Annotated in this window: 13 protein-coding genes and 2 tRNA genes; 6 read left to right on the top strand and 9 right to left on the bottom strand. The window is 30.5% G+C overall.

The window, feature by feature from the left end; translation table 11 throughout:
* Positions 1–113: 113 nt before the first annotated feature.
* The 6 genes from Q1A46_RS19150 to Q1A46_RS19125 all read right to left on the bottom strand — a co-directional run bounded on the left by Q1A46_RS19150 (position 114) and on the right by Q1A46_RS19125 (position 7,423).
* Positions 114–1,448 carry an ammonium transporter gene (locus Q1A46_RS19150; protein WP_299682924.1) on the bottom strand — a complete coding sequence of 445 codons (1,335 nt, stop codon included), beginning with the start codon at positions 1,446–1,448 and terminating at the stop codon, positions 114–116.
* A gap of 27 nt (positions 1,449–1,475) precedes the next feature.
* Positions 1,476–2,486: an outer membrane beta-barrel protein gene (locus Q1A46_RS19145; RefSeq protein ID WP_299682922.1), complete on the bottom strand. Its 1,011-nt coding sequence runs from the start codon at positions 2,484–2,486 to the stop codon at positions 1,476–1,478.
* Positions 2,487–3,156: 670 nt separating this feature from the next.
* A complete protein-coding gene (leuB, locus tag Q1A46_RS19140; RefSeq protein WP_299682920.1) occupies positions 3,157–4,272 on the bottom strand; it encodes a 3-isopropylmalate dehydrogenase in 1,116 nt (371 codons plus the stop codon).
* A 15-nt stretch (positions 4,273–4,287) separates the two neighbouring features.
* On the bottom strand, positions 4,288–4,866 hold the full coding sequence (gene leuD, locus Q1A46_RS19135; protein ID WP_299682918.1) for a 3-isopropylmalate dehydratase small subunit: 579 nt from the start codon (positions 4,864–4,866) through the stop codon (positions 4,288–4,290).
* Positions 4,866–6,248, bottom strand: coding sequence for a 3-isopropylmalate dehydratase large subunit (leuC, locus tag Q1A46_RS19130; RefSeq protein WP_299682916.1), 1,383 nt, complete (start codon positions 6,246–6,248; stop codon positions 4,866–4,868). The genes leuD and leuC overlap by 1 nt, the downstream gene beginning before the upstream one ends.
* Positions 6,248–7,423 (bottom strand): 2-isopropylmalate synthase, encoded by a 1,176-nt coding sequence (locus Q1A46_RS19125; protein WP_299682914.1) that lies wholly within the window; start codon positions 7,421–7,423, stop codon positions 6,248–6,250. The genes leuC and Q1A46_RS19125 overlap by 1 nt, the downstream gene beginning before the upstream one ends.
* A 134-nt stretch (positions 7,424–7,557) precedes the next feature.
* On the opposite strand from Q1A46_RS19125, the gene Q1A46_RS19120 reads away from it, so the two are divergent.
* Complete coding sequence (locus Q1A46_RS19120; protein ID WP_299682912.1) at positions 7,558–9,102, top strand: hypothetical protein; 1,545 nt, start codon at positions 7,558–7,560, stop codon at positions 9,100–9,102.
* A 50-nt stretch (positions 9,103–9,152) separates the two neighbouring features.
* Here the strand turns inward: Q1A46_RS19120 and Q1A46_RS19115 are convergent, their stop codons facing one another.
* Positions 9,153–10,046, bottom strand: coding sequence for an MBL fold metallo-hydrolase (locus Q1A46_RS19115; RefSeq protein ID WP_299682910.1), 894 nt, complete (start codon positions 10,044–10,046; stop codon positions 9,153–9,155).
* Positions 10,043–10,477, bottom strand: a complete 435-nt coding sequence (locus tag Q1A46_RS19110; protein ID WP_299682908.1) for a GNAT family N-acetyltransferase — start codon at positions 10,475–10,477, stop codon at positions 10,043–10,045. The genes Q1A46_RS19115 and Q1A46_RS19110 overlap by 4 nt, the downstream gene beginning before the upstream one ends.
* Positions 10,478–10,497: 20 nt before the next feature.
* Between Q1A46_RS19110 and Q1A46_RS19105 the strand changes: the two genes are divergently transcribed.
* The 3 genes from Q1A46_RS19105 to Q1A46_RS19095 all read left to right on the top strand — a co-directional run bounded on the left by Q1A46_RS19105 (position 10,498) and on the right by Q1A46_RS19095 (position 11,307).
* Positions 10,498–10,944: a GNAT family N-acetyltransferase gene (locus Q1A46_RS19105; protein WP_299682905.1), complete on the top strand. Its 447-nt coding sequence runs from the start codon at positions 10,498–10,500 to the stop codon at positions 10,942–10,944.
* Positions 10,945–11,008: 64 nt separating this feature from the next.
* Positions 11,009–11,081, top strand: a tRNA-Gly gene (locus Q1A46_RS19100).
* 153 nt (positions 11,082–11,234) lie between these two features.
* Positions 11,235–11,307, top strand: a tRNA-Gly gene (locus Q1A46_RS19095).
* A gap of 79 nt (positions 11,308–11,386) precedes the next feature.
* On the opposite strand, the gene Q1A46_RS19090 is transcribed toward Q1A46_RS19095, so the two are convergent.
* Positions 11,387–12,037: a rhomboid family intramembrane serine protease gene (locus Q1A46_RS19090; RefSeq protein WP_299682903.1), complete on the bottom strand. Its 651-nt coding sequence runs from the start codon at positions 12,035–12,037 to the stop codon at positions 11,387–11,389.
* 88 nt (positions 12,038–12,125) lie between these two features.
* Here Q1A46_RS19090 and Q1A46_RS19085 point away from each other — a divergent pair, with 88 nt between their 5' ends.
* Both Q1A46_RS19085 and Q1A46_RS19080 read left to right on the top strand, forming a co-directional pair.
* On the top strand, positions 12,126–13,031 hold the full coding sequence (locus Q1A46_RS19085; RefSeq protein WP_299682901.1) for a lysophospholipid acyltransferase family protein: 906 nt from the start codon (positions 12,126–12,128) through the stop codon (positions 13,029–13,031).
* Between the two features lie 178 nt (positions 13,032–13,209).
* Positions 13,210–14,643, top strand: a complete 1,434-nt coding sequence (locus tag Q1A46_RS19080) for a DNA/RNA non-specific endonuclease (protein ID WP_299682898.1) — start codon at positions 13,210–13,212, stop codon at positions 14,641–14,643.
* Positions 14,644–15,149 lie beyond the last annotated feature (506 nt).

Raw genomic sequence — 15,149 nt, 5'->3', positions numbered from 1 at the left:
AAATGCATAAAATGAATTACACATTTCTCATATAAGTAAGGCTTAGCTGTGTTGTATTATTTAATACATAAGCTTTTACTCTTCTTTAAATTTCATTTAATAGGAATGAAAATTTATACTAGTTCCAGTTCTTCTTCTTTCTTTTCTACAACATATTCTTCCCCTCTGTTTCTCTTACCTGGATATGCTAAAGCTCCATGTTCAGATAAATCTAATCCTTCAATTTCTTCTTTCTCTGTTACACGTAAACCAATGGTTTTCTTTAAAGCAAATAAAAACACAAAAGACGTTGCTAAAGCCCAAACTGCATAAGCAACTGTACCTGTTAATTGTGTTAAAAACTGAGTCGCTCCACCACCATTAAATAATCCAATACCTGTAGCTCCATCTACACCCCATAATCCAATTACTAATGTTCCCCAAGCACCAACAATACCGTGAACTGAAACGGCTCCAACAGCATCATCAATTTTTAATTTTTGCTCAATAAACTCCATAGAGAACACTACGATAACACCTCCAATTAAACCAGCTAATACTGCTCCACCTTCCGTCATATTTCCACAACCTGCAGTAATACTTACTAAACCAGCTAAAGCTCCGTTTAAAGTCATATCTAAATTTGGCTTCTTATACTTAACCCAAGAAATAATTAACGCTCCTAAAGTACCTGCAGCTGCAGCTAAATTTGTCAATAAAACTACTTTAGCAGCTCCTACAGAATCGTCACCTCCCCAAGCTAATTGAGAACCTCCATTAAACCCGAACCATCCGAACCACAATATAAATACACCTAAAGTTGCTAATAATTTATTGTGTCCCTGAATAGTAATAGCTTTACCATCTTTAGTATATTTCCCTAATCTAGGTCCAACCAAAATAGCAGCAACTAATGCAGCCCATCCTCCTACTGAATGTACAATTGAAGATCCCGCAAAATCTATAAAACCTTGCTTAGCTAACCAACCATCTCCATTCCATTGCCATCCTCCAGCAATTGGATAAATTAATGCTGTCATAACTACAGAGAAAATGATGTACGTGGTATATTTTGTTCTACCTGCAATTGCTCCAGAAACAATTGTTGCTGCAGTAGCACAGAATACTGTTTGGAAAAATAAATCTGAAGGATCTTGCTTATTGTAAAAAGCAAATCCACCCCATCCAATCCATCCATTTGTACTACCGTACATTAATGAATATCCGACAGCCCAAAACACAAGTGATCCTACTGCAATATCTAAAGCATTTTTCATTGCAATATTTACCACGTTTTTAGATCTTGTCATTCCAGATTCTACTAAAGTAAATCCAGCTTGCATTAAAAATACAAGTATACCAGACAATAGTATCCATAGCATAGATAAATCTCCTTTGATTGCCTCTACTTGCTTTGCTAAATCTTGAACTACTTCTGGCTCTGCGATAGTTAATAAAAAGTCAGTCATAATAATATATAATTAAATCTTTGTTAGTTAAAATTTGTATACTGCTGCTAATGTTAAACCTGTAACATTTTCTTTTGTTCCAATTACTGGAACATCATCTGAAGTATCGAATCTTACTTCTCCTATTATCTTAAGTTTGTCTGTTAATGATTGATTTGCAGAAAGAGTTAATGCTAAAACACTAGAATCTACACTACCTGCTGTAGTTGTAAAATATTCTGGTCTTAAACCTAAAGCAAAAGTATCTGAAAATGAATTTTGTAAATACAGTGCTGCTCCGTAATATCCAGCATCTGCTTCACTTGAATTAGAATATGCTGCATTTATTCCTACATAAAAAGATTCTGAAGCATTAAAACCTCCTGTATAATCGATAAAGAAAACATCATCTATTCCAGAAGTATCTACAGCTCCATAAACTATATTTAAGTATTGATCTTTATACCCTGCTTGAAAACCAAACTGAAAATCATTTGTAATATTAGTTCCTGCTGTTAATGCATGAGGATTTGTAACCGCTAACATAAAAGATAAATCTTCAGAAACCTGATAATCAGCTTTAATACCTGTGTGTGAAAATGGTCCTGCATTAAATAAATAAGAAACAGAATAGTTAAAGTTATCTACTGGCGAGATTACTTCATAACCAAAAAATGTATTAAACTGTCCTAGAGAAACAGTAATTTTATCTGAAGCCTTGTAGTACACATACAATTGATTGATACTTCCTTCGTATGCATTTGCTGCATTTGCTCTTGGTCCAAAAGCTAAATCAGCAACAACACCAGCTTTTCCTAAGTCATAAGAAAAAATAGTGTTAGCCATACCTAAACCAAAACCATGTGCGCCTTCTCCTGCGCTATTTGAAGATAAAATCCCAATACTACCTCGTGCATTATCGGCTAAGTTTGTTGTTCCATAAACATCTACACTTCCGGTTATTGAAAAATTGTTCTTACTCTCTTTTTCTTGAGCAGTAATAGTTACATGCAATAAACACGTTAAAATAAAAAGTCCTAGTTTTTTTACGCTTGACATAATTTAAAATTTGAATCAGTTAATTGCCTACCAAAACTATATGCTAACAAGCAAAAAACAAAACCTAAACCCCTGTAGAACAAACGAAAACGTTAACTTAAAAGAATTTTAAATCAAAAAAACATAGCTAAAAATAATAATACGATAATTCCAAATATTAAAAAGATATTGTATTTATGGAATACTCAAATGAAGTTAATGAAATTATGAATTTCACAAAAATGATTGTTTTTGAAAAAAAAGTAAAAAAATAAGTGTTTTAAAGAAAAATACAAATCAAAAACACTAAAAACAATAAATTATATTTATTATTTTAACATAAAAAACAAATATATCATAAATAAAAAACACCCCAAAATTAGGAGTGCTTTAATTCAAAACAAAACTTAACTAAATTATAGTACTTTATCACATGTGAACATTCGTAAAATTAATATTACTATCCTCTTGATTATGGATATAATCAGTGATAAAATCTCTAACTTTAGAGATAGTAAAATCGTTCTCAAAACAGTATCTTTTTTCTCTTATTATAAAAAATAATACACGTCATTTTAAGAATTACTCTATTCTAAATCCGAAAAGTTTCAATATATCTAATACTGATTAAATATATCAAACAAAAAAGCACCCCTAAATTAGGAGTGCTTTAATTCAAAACAAAACTTAACTAAATTATAGTACTCTGTCCCATATGAACATTCGTAAAATTAATATTACTATCCTCTTGATTATGGATGTAATCAGTGATGAAATCTCCAACTTTAGAGGTAGTAAAATCGTTCTCAGAATCGATATCCTGTGTAGTTATTCCTAATTCTAAAGACTTTTGCACAGCGTTTTCAATTACTGTAGCCTCTGTCTCTAAATCTAAATGTCTTAATAGCATTGCCGCCGATAAAATAGAAGCTAAAGGATTAGCTATATCTTTACCTTTTGCTTGTGGAAAAGAACCATGTATAGGCTCAAATAAAGCAGCTTTATCTCCTACTGAAGCTGAAGCTAATAAACCAATAGAACCTCCAATTACACTTGCTTCATCAGATAAAATGTCTCCAAATAAGTTTTCCGTAAGAATAACATCAAACTGTTTTGGGTTTAAGATCAACTGCATTGCGGCATTATCTACAAACATTGTATCGACTTCAACATCTGGATATTCTTTTGCTAAAGCAGTAATTGTTTTCCTCCATAATCGAGAAGTTTCTAATACGTTGGCTTTATCAACTAATGTTAATTTTTTTCTTCTGTTTCTTGCAGATTTAAAAGCTAAATGTCCCATTCTCTCAATTTCTTCTACAGAATAAGAACATCCGTCAAAAGCTATTTTACCATCGTCACTTAATTCTTTTATACCGAAATAAATACCGCCTGTTAATTCTCGATAAATTTCAATATCCGTTCCTTTAATGATATTCTCTTTTAAAGGTGAATTTTTAATTAATGCATCATATGCTTTTACTGGTCTAATATTACAATATAAACCAAGTTCTTTTCTTAACTTTAATAACCCTTGTTCTGGTCTTACTTTAGCTGAAGGATCATTATCATATTTTGGATCTCCGATAGCTCCAAATAAAATTGCATCACTTTTCTTACAAGAATCCAAAGTTTTCTCTGGTAATGGATTTCCTGTTTCATCTATAGCACAAGCTCCCATTAACACCTCATCATACACAAAAGTATGATCGTAAACTTCACCAATAGCTTGTAATACTTTTTTAGCTTGATCTATCACTTCTGGACCAATACCATCTCCGGGAATTACTGTTATATTAAATCTCATATACTTGTATTCTTTTTACAACGATGTTTCGTATGCTTGTATTTCTTCTTTTTTACTAATTAAAAAGTCTATATCATCATAACCATTTAATAAACACAACTTTTTATAGGGATTGATATCAAAATTTACCGTTCCTACTGTAGTTTTTAAACTTTGATTTTCAAGATCTACGGTTAATTCTGTATTTGGATTATTAGCTATTTCTTTTAATAAATCACTTAAAAATTGAGGAGTAACTTGAATTGGTAAAATTCCATTATTTAAAGCATTTCCTTTAAAAATATCTGCAAAGAAACTACTAACAACTACTTTAAAACCATAACCTGCTAAAGCCCAAGCTGCATGTTCTCTACTAGAACCACAACCAAAATTGTCTCCAGCAATTAAAATGCTTCCTTTATAATTCTGATTATTTAAAACAAAATCTTCATTTACACTTCCATCTTTATGGAATCTCCAGTCTCTAAATACGTTATCACCAAAACCTTTTTTATCTGTTGCTTTTAAAAAACGAGCAGGAATAATTTGATCTGTATCAACATTTTCTACGGGTAACGGTACCGCTGTATCTTTTAATATTTGAAACTTTTCCATTAGTTTAAATGTTCCGTTATATTAATTATTTTTCCTTCTACTGCTGTTGCTGCTGCAACTAAAGGACTTGCCAAAATCGTTCTTGCACCTTGCCCTTGTCTACCTTCAAAATTTCTATTAGATGTAGATACGCAGTATTCTCCTTCTGGGATTTTATCATCATTCATTGCTAAACAAGCAGAACACCCAGGTTGACGTAATTCAAAACCTGCAGCTTCAAATATTTCTTGTAAACCTTCTTCTTTTATTTGTTTAGCTACCTGTTGTGAACCTGGAACCAACCAAGCATTTACATTTTCTGCTTTTTGTTTTCCTTTGATAAAACTAGCTGCAACTTTGAAATCTTCTATTCTTGAATTGGTACAACTTCCTATAAAAACATAGTTTATTGGTTTCCCTACTAAACTTTCTCCTTTTTTGAAATTCATATAAGACAAAGACTTCTCAAAAGACTCATCGTTATTTTGTGGTATACTTTCTGAAATTTTAATTCCCATTCCTGGATTAGTTCCGTAAGTAACCATAGGTTCTATATCTTCAGCATCAAAAGAATATTCTTGATCAAAAACTGCGTCGTCATCAGTCTTTAACGTTTTCCAATAATTTACTTTAGCTTGAAATTCTTCACCTTTAGGAGCAAATTCTCTTCCTTCTACATAATCGAAAGTAGTTTGATCAGGAGCAATCATACCTCCACGAGCTCCCATTTCAATACTCATATTACAAACTGTCATTCTACCTTCCATAGACATTTCTTCGAATACATTTCCTGCATATTCACAGAAATATCCAGTTCCTGAATTTGTTCCCAACTTAGATATGATATATAAAATCACATCTTTAGGTAATACTCCTTTTTTAAGTTTTCCGGTTACGTTAACTCTTAAACTTTTCGGCTTTTGAATTAATAAACATTGACTTGCAAAAACTTGCGCCACTTGACTTGTACCTATTCCAAATGCAATGGTTCCAAAAGCACCGTGAGTTGATGTATGACTATCTCCACAAACCATTGTCATTCCTGGTTGTGTAATTCCTAATTCTGGAGCCATAACATGAACAATCCCATTGTACTTATGACCTAAACCATACAATGTAATATCATTTTCTTTACAATTTTTCTCTAATTGTTCTAATTGATTTCTGGATAAAGCATCTTTAATAGGCAAATGCTGATTTACAGTCGGTGTATTATGATCGGCAGTTGCTACAATTTTATCTGGTCTTGCTATTGAAACTCCTCTTTCTTTAAGCTCATTAAAAGCCTGAGGACTTGTAACTTCGTGAATTAAATGTTTATCGATATATAATATTTGTGGGCCATTTTCTATAGTATCCACAACATGTTTATCCCACACTTTGTCGAATAATGTTTTTCCCATTATGCGATTGCTATTTTTGAAATATTACTAACTTTTTTCATGATTAGATGTATGTCTTCATCTATTACTTCTTTCTGTTTATCTGCAAATTGCAAGAATGTTTGATATGCTTTATCTAACTGAATTTTAGTTAATTCATACCCTATTTTCTTAGCTCTATATGCTAAAGCTGCTCGACCGCTTCTTGCTGTTAACACAATTGCACTTTCTGTTACTCCAACTTCTTCTGGATCTATAATTTCGTAAGTTTCACGATTTTTAATCACTCCATCTTGATGAATTCCAGAACTATGTGCAAATGCATTTGCTCCAACAATAGCTTTATTAGGTTGAACAGGCATTCCCATTTTTTCTCTCACCATTAAACTTGTATCATACAATAATTTTGTATTAATATCTGTGTGAAGATTTAAATAAGGATGTTGTTTTAAAATCATAACCACCTCTTCTAAAGCTGTATTTCCAGCACGCTCACCAATTCCATTAATTGTACACTCTATTTGTCTAGCTCCGTTTACAACTCCTGAAATTGAATTTGCAGTTGCTAAACCAAGATCATTATGACAATGACAAGAAATGATAACATCATCGATTCCTTTCACATTGTCTTTTAAGTATTTTATTTTCGCTCCATATTCTTCTGGTAAGCAATATCCTGTTGTATCAGGAATATTTAAAACTGTTGCTCCAGCTTTAATTGCAACTTCACAAACTTTTGCTAAGAATTCATTTTCTGTTCTACCAGCATCTTCTGCATAAAACTCAACATCATTCACATACTTTTTGGCATGAGAAACAGCTGAAATTGCTCTTTCAATTACCTGTTCTCTAGTACTATTGAATTTATATTTAATATGAGAATCACTTGTTCCGATTCCAGTATGAATTCTTGGTTTTACAGCATGTTTTAATGCTTCTGCAGCAACTTCAATATCTTTTTGAACTGCTCTAGACAAACCACAAACTGTGGCATTTTTAACTATTTTGGCAATTTCGCTTACAGAATTGAAATCACCAGGACTTGAGATTGGAAATCCTGCTTCTATAATATCAACTCCCATGCTATCCAATCGCTCAGCTATCACTAGTTTCTGATTAGTATCTAACTTACAGCCTGGTACCTGTTCTCCATCTCTAAGAGTGGTATCAAAAATTTGGATTTTATTATCTTTCATTGTAACTAATAGTTGTTATTATCTAACTCAAATTTATATATTGGCTTTAAAAAGTCTTTTGATTTCTACTATACCTTTACGATATCAAAGAAGCTTGTTTTAAAAACTAAAAAACTGATTTTCAATATATTAAAATGAATAATTTTACAAAAGCTAATCAAAATCAAGACGCTTTATTTGCCTTAATTCAGTCTTTAACAAAATCTGAGAAAAGGCAATTCAATTTGTATATTGGAAGATTAGAAGGAAATAATCAAGCAAAATTTTTCACTTTATTTAAATTTTTAGAAAAGCAGAAAAAATATGATGAAAAAGCTATCATAAATAGTGGTATTGTTAGCAAACAACAATTATCGAATTTAAAAGCTCATTTATATAAGCAAATTCTTACGAGTTTACGAATGAACCCTTCACATAAAAACTTACGTGTACAAATTCGTGAACAACTTGATTTTGCTACTGTTTTGTATCAAAAGGGATTATACAAACAAAGTTTAAAACTTTTAGATAAAGCTAAAACATTAGCCATTGAAAATGAAGAGAAAAATGTTGCTTATGAAATTGTTGAATTAGAAAAAGTAATTGAAAGTCAATATATAACTCGAAGTATTAGTACCAGAGCTGATGAACTTACTGTACAAGCAAAAGAGTTAAGTCAACAAAATGTAATTACAAGTAAACTTTCTAATCTTTCATTACAATTGTATGGAATTTTATTAAAAACTGGTTATGTTAGAAATGATGAAGAATTACAAAAAATAAACGATTACTTTAATGCAAGATTACCAAAAATCGATTATAACTCTCTTGGCTTTAGAGAACGGTTATGGCTTTATAAAGCACATCTTTGGCGTTGCTTTTTAACTCAAGATTTTTTGAATGGATATAAATACGCTAGCAAATGGGTTTCTCTCTTTAGAGAATATCCGAAAATGATTGCCACAAACCCTGTTTTTTATCTAAAAGGAAGAAATTATTTATTAGAATCTCTTTTTTTTACAAGACATAAAAATGAGTTTAACAAAGAATTAAATTTATTTGAAAGCGAAATAGAAAACAATCAAATTCCTGTGAATAGTAATACAGAAATTTTAATTTTTCAGTATTTCTATGCTAATAAATTACATAAACATTTTTTCGAAGGAAACTTTAAAGATGGTGAATATCTTATTAATGAAATAAATGAAAAAATAAAAGCGTATAATGGTAGATTAGATAAACATCACATTATTCAATTTTATTACAAGATTGCCTGTTTATACTTTGGAATGGGAAATAATAAAATGTGTATTGAATATCTCACCAAAATTATTGAAGCCAAAAAGCTTTATGTTGGAGAAGACTTACAGTGTTTTGCTCGAGTTTTAAACTTAATTGCCCACTATGAATGCGGTTTAGATTATCATTTAGAAAAACAATTTAAAGAAACCTACAAGTTCTTATTAAAGATGGAAAATCTACAAGAAGTTCAGAAAGTTTTTATTGAATCTATTCGTTCTTTAGGAGATTTATATCCACATCAATTCAAAAAAGAATTTCAAAAAATCCATACAAAACTTAAAGCTTTTGAACATCATCCGTATGAGAAAAGAGCTTTCTTATATTTAGATATTCTTTCTTGGTTAGAAAGTAAAATTGAAAATAAAACCATAGCAGAAATTATTCAAAAGAAAAAGTAGAGTGCTAAAAAACACTCTACTTCCCATCAAATAAACGAACTTTTAAATTATTATTTTGATGTTAAACTTTTATATATTGTTTCTCTAATACCTTCACTGGTTATAAACCAATCCCCGTATTTCTTATCATCGTATTCTTTAGTAATTGAAGTATCTTTTTTAACCTCTTCTACTGTTTTTCCTTCATTTATTTTATTCTGTACTCTATCTCTTAACGTAACTAACATATTCTTGTAAGCTAGTAATTCATTTTTATTAGATATTTCTCTATGCCCAGGGATGATGACTGTTGTATCATCTATCATTAACAATGCCTTTTCTGCTGAAGCTATATAACCTTCTATGCTACCACCGCTAGTTAAATCTATATAAGGATATTTACCTTGAAAATAAGTATCTCCCATATGCAGTACATTATTTTTTGTGAAATAAATATGTGCATCTCCATCTGTATGCGCATCATGAACATGAGATATTAAAACGTCTTCTCCGTTAAAATGAACCATCATATCTTCAGTAAATGTTATTACAGGTAAAGCTTCTTTGGGTGAAGCTGGTTTAGTTTTACCTCTAACTACACTTTCCATTCCCATTCTCTTTCTTACATTTTTGTGAGATATAATTACAGCTCCTTCTTTACTCATATTTTGGTTACCACCTGTATGATCTCCATGCCAATGTGTATTAATTAAATATTTAACAGGTTTATCTGTAATTTTTTTAATCGCTTTTAAGATTTTAGGCGTTAAATGAGCAAATTGATCGTCGATCATGAAAGCTCCATCTTCACCGACAAAAAGACCAATATTACCTCCCTGTCCTTTAAGCATATATATATTTTCTGTTATTTTTGTTGGCTCAATTTTAACCTCTCTTTTCTGAGCAAAACTTGAAAAAACACCAGTTAATAAAAAGAAAAAACTTACTTTTTTAATTAATTTCATTTAGTTATTGATTTATACATTTTAAAATGCGGTCCTGCTATATTTATAAACTTTTCTCCAATGATTTCAAAATTGTTTTTCTCATAAAACTTAAGAGCAACCTCTCTAGCATTACACCATAGAAAATCAATTTTTTGTTTTTCTAACTCATTAGTCGCAAAACCTAACAATAACTTTCCAAAACCTTTACCTCTACCCGCTACAGAAGTCGCCATACCACGTAATTGGTAATGATTCCCTTTTAAATTTTCTAAATTGTTCTTCATAAAAGTACCTATACAAACCAATGTATCTCCCTCAAAAACACCTAAATGAAATGTAGTTTTATCTAAATCTCCTTCGAATACATAAGGAAGATCTATATTTTTTCTTAAAATTTCTTTTCGTAGGAAATAAGTTTCCTCTGCTTTAATTTTTTTTACTAAAACCATTACTTTTAACAGAAAAATAAATGAATATATCTTTTAACACTATAGATAAAGACAATATACTAAGTATTTTTCCTTTACTTTCTAAAATTAATACTAAAACACCACCTGATTTATTAAAAAATAGAATCATAGAAATGGGAAATTGTCCAAATTATGAGTGTGTAGCTGTTTTTGATGATAATGAACTCATCGGAATTTGTGGTTTATGGTATTCTACAAGACATTATTTAGGTAGAAGTGTTGAACCTGACCATGTAATTATTTCTAAAACTTACAGAGGTAAAGGTTTAGGAAAACTTTTTTTCGAATGGATTTATGAATACACCAAGCAAAAGGGATGTGAAGCTATGGAATTAAATACTTATAGTACTAATACTAAGTCTCATAAATTTTATTATAATGAAGGATTTAATATTTATGCTTTTCATTTTGCTAAAATCTTAAGAGAAGATCAAAAATTTTATTAGATTTTTTCTTTAAAAATTTTGCCAGAAACTAAAAAGCTTCTATATTTGCACCCGCAATACCAATGCGGGAGTAGCTCAGTTGGTAGAGCGTCAGCCTTCCAAGCTGAATGTCGCCGGTTCGAACCCGGTCTCCCGCTCAAAAAAACCGAAACACTAGTTTCGGTTTTTTTTATTTCTATATTTCTCATTTCTAACCTCGTATATAAAAACACATTTTTTTTACAAATATTCTACAAATAATTATTTGCACAAACGAAAAAGGTTTCTATATTTGCACCCGCAATACCAATGCGGGAGTAGCTCAGTTGGTAGAGCGTCAGCCTTCCAAGCTGAATGTCGCCGGTTCGAACCCGGTCTCCCGCTCAAAAAAAAACCGAAACTAGTGTTTCGGTTTTTTTTATTTTATTCATACTTTGATTTTGATAATTTTAGCAAATAATTTCTACATCTTATCATCTATTTTACTTCCGAACATAAGAAAAACCAATATAATCCCTCCTAGCAATAATAACATCTTAGGATTATTATGAATTACATTAGGCTTTAATAACAATGTTATCACAAAACCACCAATAGCACCCCCTAAATGCGCTGAATGACCAATATTACCCAATTGTTTTTTCATTCCGTATATAGAATACAATATATACCCAATACCTAAAGCATAAGCTGGAAAACTAAAAAAAGGAAAAAATATAAAACTATATAACTTTCCAGGAAACAAAAGAATTGAGGCAAACATAATTCCAGAGACCGCACCAGACGCTCCTATAGCAGAATAATAATAGTTCTTATTATTTCTATACAAAGCATACAAACTTCCAAATAAAAGGCTAACTAAATAAATTAAAATAAACTTTGTATTTCCAAACCGCATAGCAACTCCACCACCAAATAAATACAAAGCATACATATTAAACCCTAAATGCATCCAATCTGCATGTAAAAAACCTGAAGTTAGCATTCTGATTTTTTCTCCTTCGAGAATTTTACCAACCTGAAATTTAAATTTATTAAAGAAAGCTTGATCATCAAATCCTTTAATTGAAGTCAATACATTAACCAAAATTAGTCCTAAAATTACTTTATTCATAAGTAGATATATATTCACAAACTTAATGAAAAGTTTGGTTTCACTAATTTTACATTTTAAATACGATATTTGCACAAAATTTTACTGAATGAAATATATTTTATTCCTTATTATCTATCCTATCGTTTGGTGCTTATCAAGACTACCAATGCGTTTACTATACATGCTTTCTGATTTTCTTTTTTTCTTAGTTTACTATATTGTAGGATACAGAAAAGACGTTGTTTACAACAACCTAAAACTAGCTTTCCCTGAAAAAACAGATAAAGAACTAAAAATATTACGTAAAAAAAGTTTAAGACATTTTGGAGATTTTATAGTTGAAAGCATTAAAGCTTTTTCTTTAACAGAAAAGCAAGCTCGAAAAAGATATAAATTTGTTAATCCTGAAGTTTTAAATGAAGTTGGAAAACAAGGAAAAAATATAATTTTAACTGGAGCACACTTCAATAACTGGGAATGGTCTGTATCTATGCCATTAGTTAGTGATGTTCAAATTTATGGAGCCTACACAACAATCAAAAACCCTTACTTCGAAAAATTCGTTAAAAGCTCTAGAACAAAGTTCGGTTTAATCGCATACAAAACAAAAGACATCGTTCCTAACATGGTGAAAAATATTAAAAGCGGTAAAATTGGAGCCTATATTTTATTAAGCGATCAATCACCTGTAGTTCATAAAACATACCACTGGCAAAAGTTTTTTGGTGTAAAAGTTCCTGTTCATACTGGCGCTGAATTATTAGCCAAAAAATTTGATATGGCAGTAATCAATTACACTACTAAAAAAATCAAAAGAGGTTACTATGAAACCACGTTTGAATTAATAACCAACACTCCAAAAGATTTTGAAGACTATCAAATTATTGATAAATACCTAAAAATCACAGAAAAATCCATAAGAGAACAACCTGAAAATTACTTATGGACCCATAAACGTTTTAAACATAAAGAAAAATACGATATGTGGGTTGAAAAATTTAAGAGAGAATAATCTATTTATTCTTCAGTATTAAAAAATATTTAAATCTAATCATGTAAACATTTAAAAAAGTTTACCAAAAAGTTAACCTAAAAGAAATACATATTAATTTATTAAACTTCTTATAAAATAAGTTTTTAACTCGATTATATAGTTTCACTTCTTAAACCATTTAAACTATTAATCACTAATGAAATCTTATTTTAATTATTATAAAACAACTATACTTTTAGCTGTTTTTTTCACTTTCTTAAACTGTTCTGATAACAAAAATGACATCATTGAACAAGAAGCGAACACTGATTTAAACATTAACGGAAGTATAGATGTAGATACTTTTTTTTATGACAATCATGGAGAACATAATCATAACTTCACTTCAAACCGTACTTTAGGTTTTACAGAAACCTTTGAATCAGGAACAAAAACTTCATACGCAAGCGCAACTATCACTTTACCTAACTCTGGCAATTGGTTATTAAATGACGCTTTAATTGGAAATTTATCTAACGACAGAAAATTTGGTTCAAAATCTGTCAGAATAAGAAATAATGGATACGCTATCATGTCTTTTAATATGAATAATGGCGCACAAACTATTCGAATCAGACACGCAAGATACGGAAGCGATAACAGCTCACAGTGGAGACTAATCGCCTCTTACGACAATGGTTCTTCTTGGTCTTATGTTGGAAACACTGTAAACACCTCTTCTACATCTTTAAACACTGCTACATTTAATGTTAATGAAAATAGAAGCGTACGTTACGGCATTTACAAAACATCTGGAGGTTCTAGTCGAATCAATATCGATAACATCGAAATTGTGACTTCTAGTTCTTCTGGTGGAGGCGGAAACTCAAACTCTGCAACCAGAGATAGTAATATAACTTTTGGCAATCCTTCTAATGCTAACACAAGCAGTAGCACTAACTATTATCTAGCAAAATCAGATTATATTTTATCATACAATAACAACAGAGGAACTGCAAATTGGGTCAGCTGGCACTTAAGTAGCGCATGGTTAGGAAATACAAGTAGATGCAATTGTTTTAGAAGTGATCAAAATCTACCTAACAATTTCTTTAAAGCCACTTCTAGTGATTATACAAATTCAGGATTCGATAGAGGCCACATGTGTCCGTCTGCAGATCGTAACTCTTCATCTACTTCTAACTCCAACACATATTTCATGACTAATATCGCCCCACAAGCTCCAGATAACAACCAAAGGAGTTGGGCGAGTTTCGAAAACTATTTAAGATCATTAACACTACAAGGTAATGAAGTTTACATTATAGCCGGTGTGGCTGGATCAGGCGGAACAGGAAGAAATGGATTCGCTTCAACTATTGATAATGGCAATATAACAGTACCTGATTCTTTTTGGAAAGTTGCTTTAATACTACCTAATGGAAATAATGACATTAGTCGAGTTACAACATCTACAAGAGTAATTGCAATTAACGTTCCTAATGACCAAGGAATTAGTACCAACTGGACAAATTTTAGAACTTCTGTAAACACTATTGAAAATTTAACTGGTTTAGATTTACTTGAAAATATTCCCAACAGCATCGAATCGGTATTAGAATCTAGAGTAGATAATGGACCATCTAGTTAAAAATAAAAACACTAAAAACAAAAAAGAGACTTTAATAAGTCTCTTTTTTTATATAAGTGCAGCACTCTTGTTTTACCAAGATTCTTCATGTACTGAACTTGACTTGAGGTTACATATTTTAAAATAAAGATATCAGCACTAACTTTATATTCACTTCTAACATCTTTAAAACGTATAATAAGTTATTCAGAAATACCATCAATTAATTATAAAAACTACAATAATTAATGTTTCTTAATGAACTTACTTACAAGTACAATATTAAAGACAATAATTTATTTTTGAAGAATAGAAATACCCTGAATTTCACCTCAGGGTTTACCCTTAGAAGATTTTTTTTACTACTATAAATTGAAAGTAATTTAACACTTTTTCTATATTTTTTTAAACTAGTTTTAGACATTTGAATTACAAATCAATTTATTGACCTATTTATTCACAAATCAAACCTCTATCTTTTTTGGACTTTATAACTCTAAAAAAGAAGTATATGAAATTTTCTTGAA

Origin of the sequence: uncultured Tenacibaculum sp., from assembly GCF_947502995.1 — a bacterium.
Lineage (GTDB): Bacteria > Bacteroidota > Bacteroidia > Flavobacteriales > Flavobacteriaceae > Polaribacter.
This window is presented reverse-complemented; position numbering and strand designations above follow the sequence as displayed.

Excerpts from the sequence above, each read along its gene's own strand:
- Q1A46_RS19150 (WP_299682924.1), bottom strand. The coding sequence starts at position 1,448 with ATGACTGACTTTTTATTAACTATCGCAGAGCCAGAAGTAGTTCAAGAT.
- Q1A46_RS19145 (WP_299682922.1), bottom strand. The coding sequence starts at position 2,486 with ATGTCAAGCGTAAAAAAACTAGGACTTTTTATTTTAACGTGTTTATTG.
- leuB (WP_299682920.1), bottom strand. The coding sequence starts at position 4,272 with ATGAGATTTAATATAACAGTAATTCCCGGAGATGGTATTGGTCCAGAA.
- leuD (WP_299682918.1), bottom strand. The coding sequence starts at position 4,866 with ATGGAAAAGTTTCAAATATTAAAAGATACAGCGGTACCGTTACCCGTA.
- leuC (WP_299682916.1), bottom strand. The coding sequence starts at position 6,248 with ATGGGAAAAACATTATTCGACAAAGTGTGGGATAAACATGTTGTGGAT.
- Q1A46_RS19125 (WP_299682914.1), bottom strand. The coding sequence starts at position 7,423 with ATGAAAGATAATAAAATCCAAATTTTTGATACCACTCTTAGAGATGGA.
- Q1A46_RS19120 (WP_299682912.1), top strand. The coding sequence starts at position 7,558 with ATGAATAATTTTACAAAAGCTAATCAAAATCAAGACGCTTTATTTGCC.
- Q1A46_RS19115 (WP_299682910.1), bottom strand. The coding sequence starts at position 10,046 with ATGAAATTAATTAAAAAAGTAAGTTTTTTCTTTTTATTAACTGGTGTT.
- Q1A46_RS19110 (WP_299682908.1), bottom strand. The coding sequence starts at position 10,477 with ATGGTTTTAGTAAAAAAAATTAAAGCAGAGGAAACTTATTTCCTACGA.
- Q1A46_RS19105 (WP_299682905.1), top strand. The coding sequence starts at position 10,498 with ATGAATATATCTTTTAACACTATAGATAAAGACAATATACTAAGTATT.
- Q1A46_RS19090 (WP_299682903.1), bottom strand. The coding sequence starts at position 12,037 with ATGAATAAAGTAATTTTAGGACTAATTTTGGTTAATGTATTGACTTCA.
- Q1A46_RS19085 (WP_299682901.1), top strand. The coding sequence starts at position 12,126 with ATGAAATATATTTTATTCCTTATTATCTATCCTATCGTTTGGTGCTTA.
- Q1A46_RS19080 (WP_299682898.1), top strand. The coding sequence starts at position 13,210 with ATGAAATCTTATTTTAATTATTATAAAACAACTATACTTTTAGCTGTT.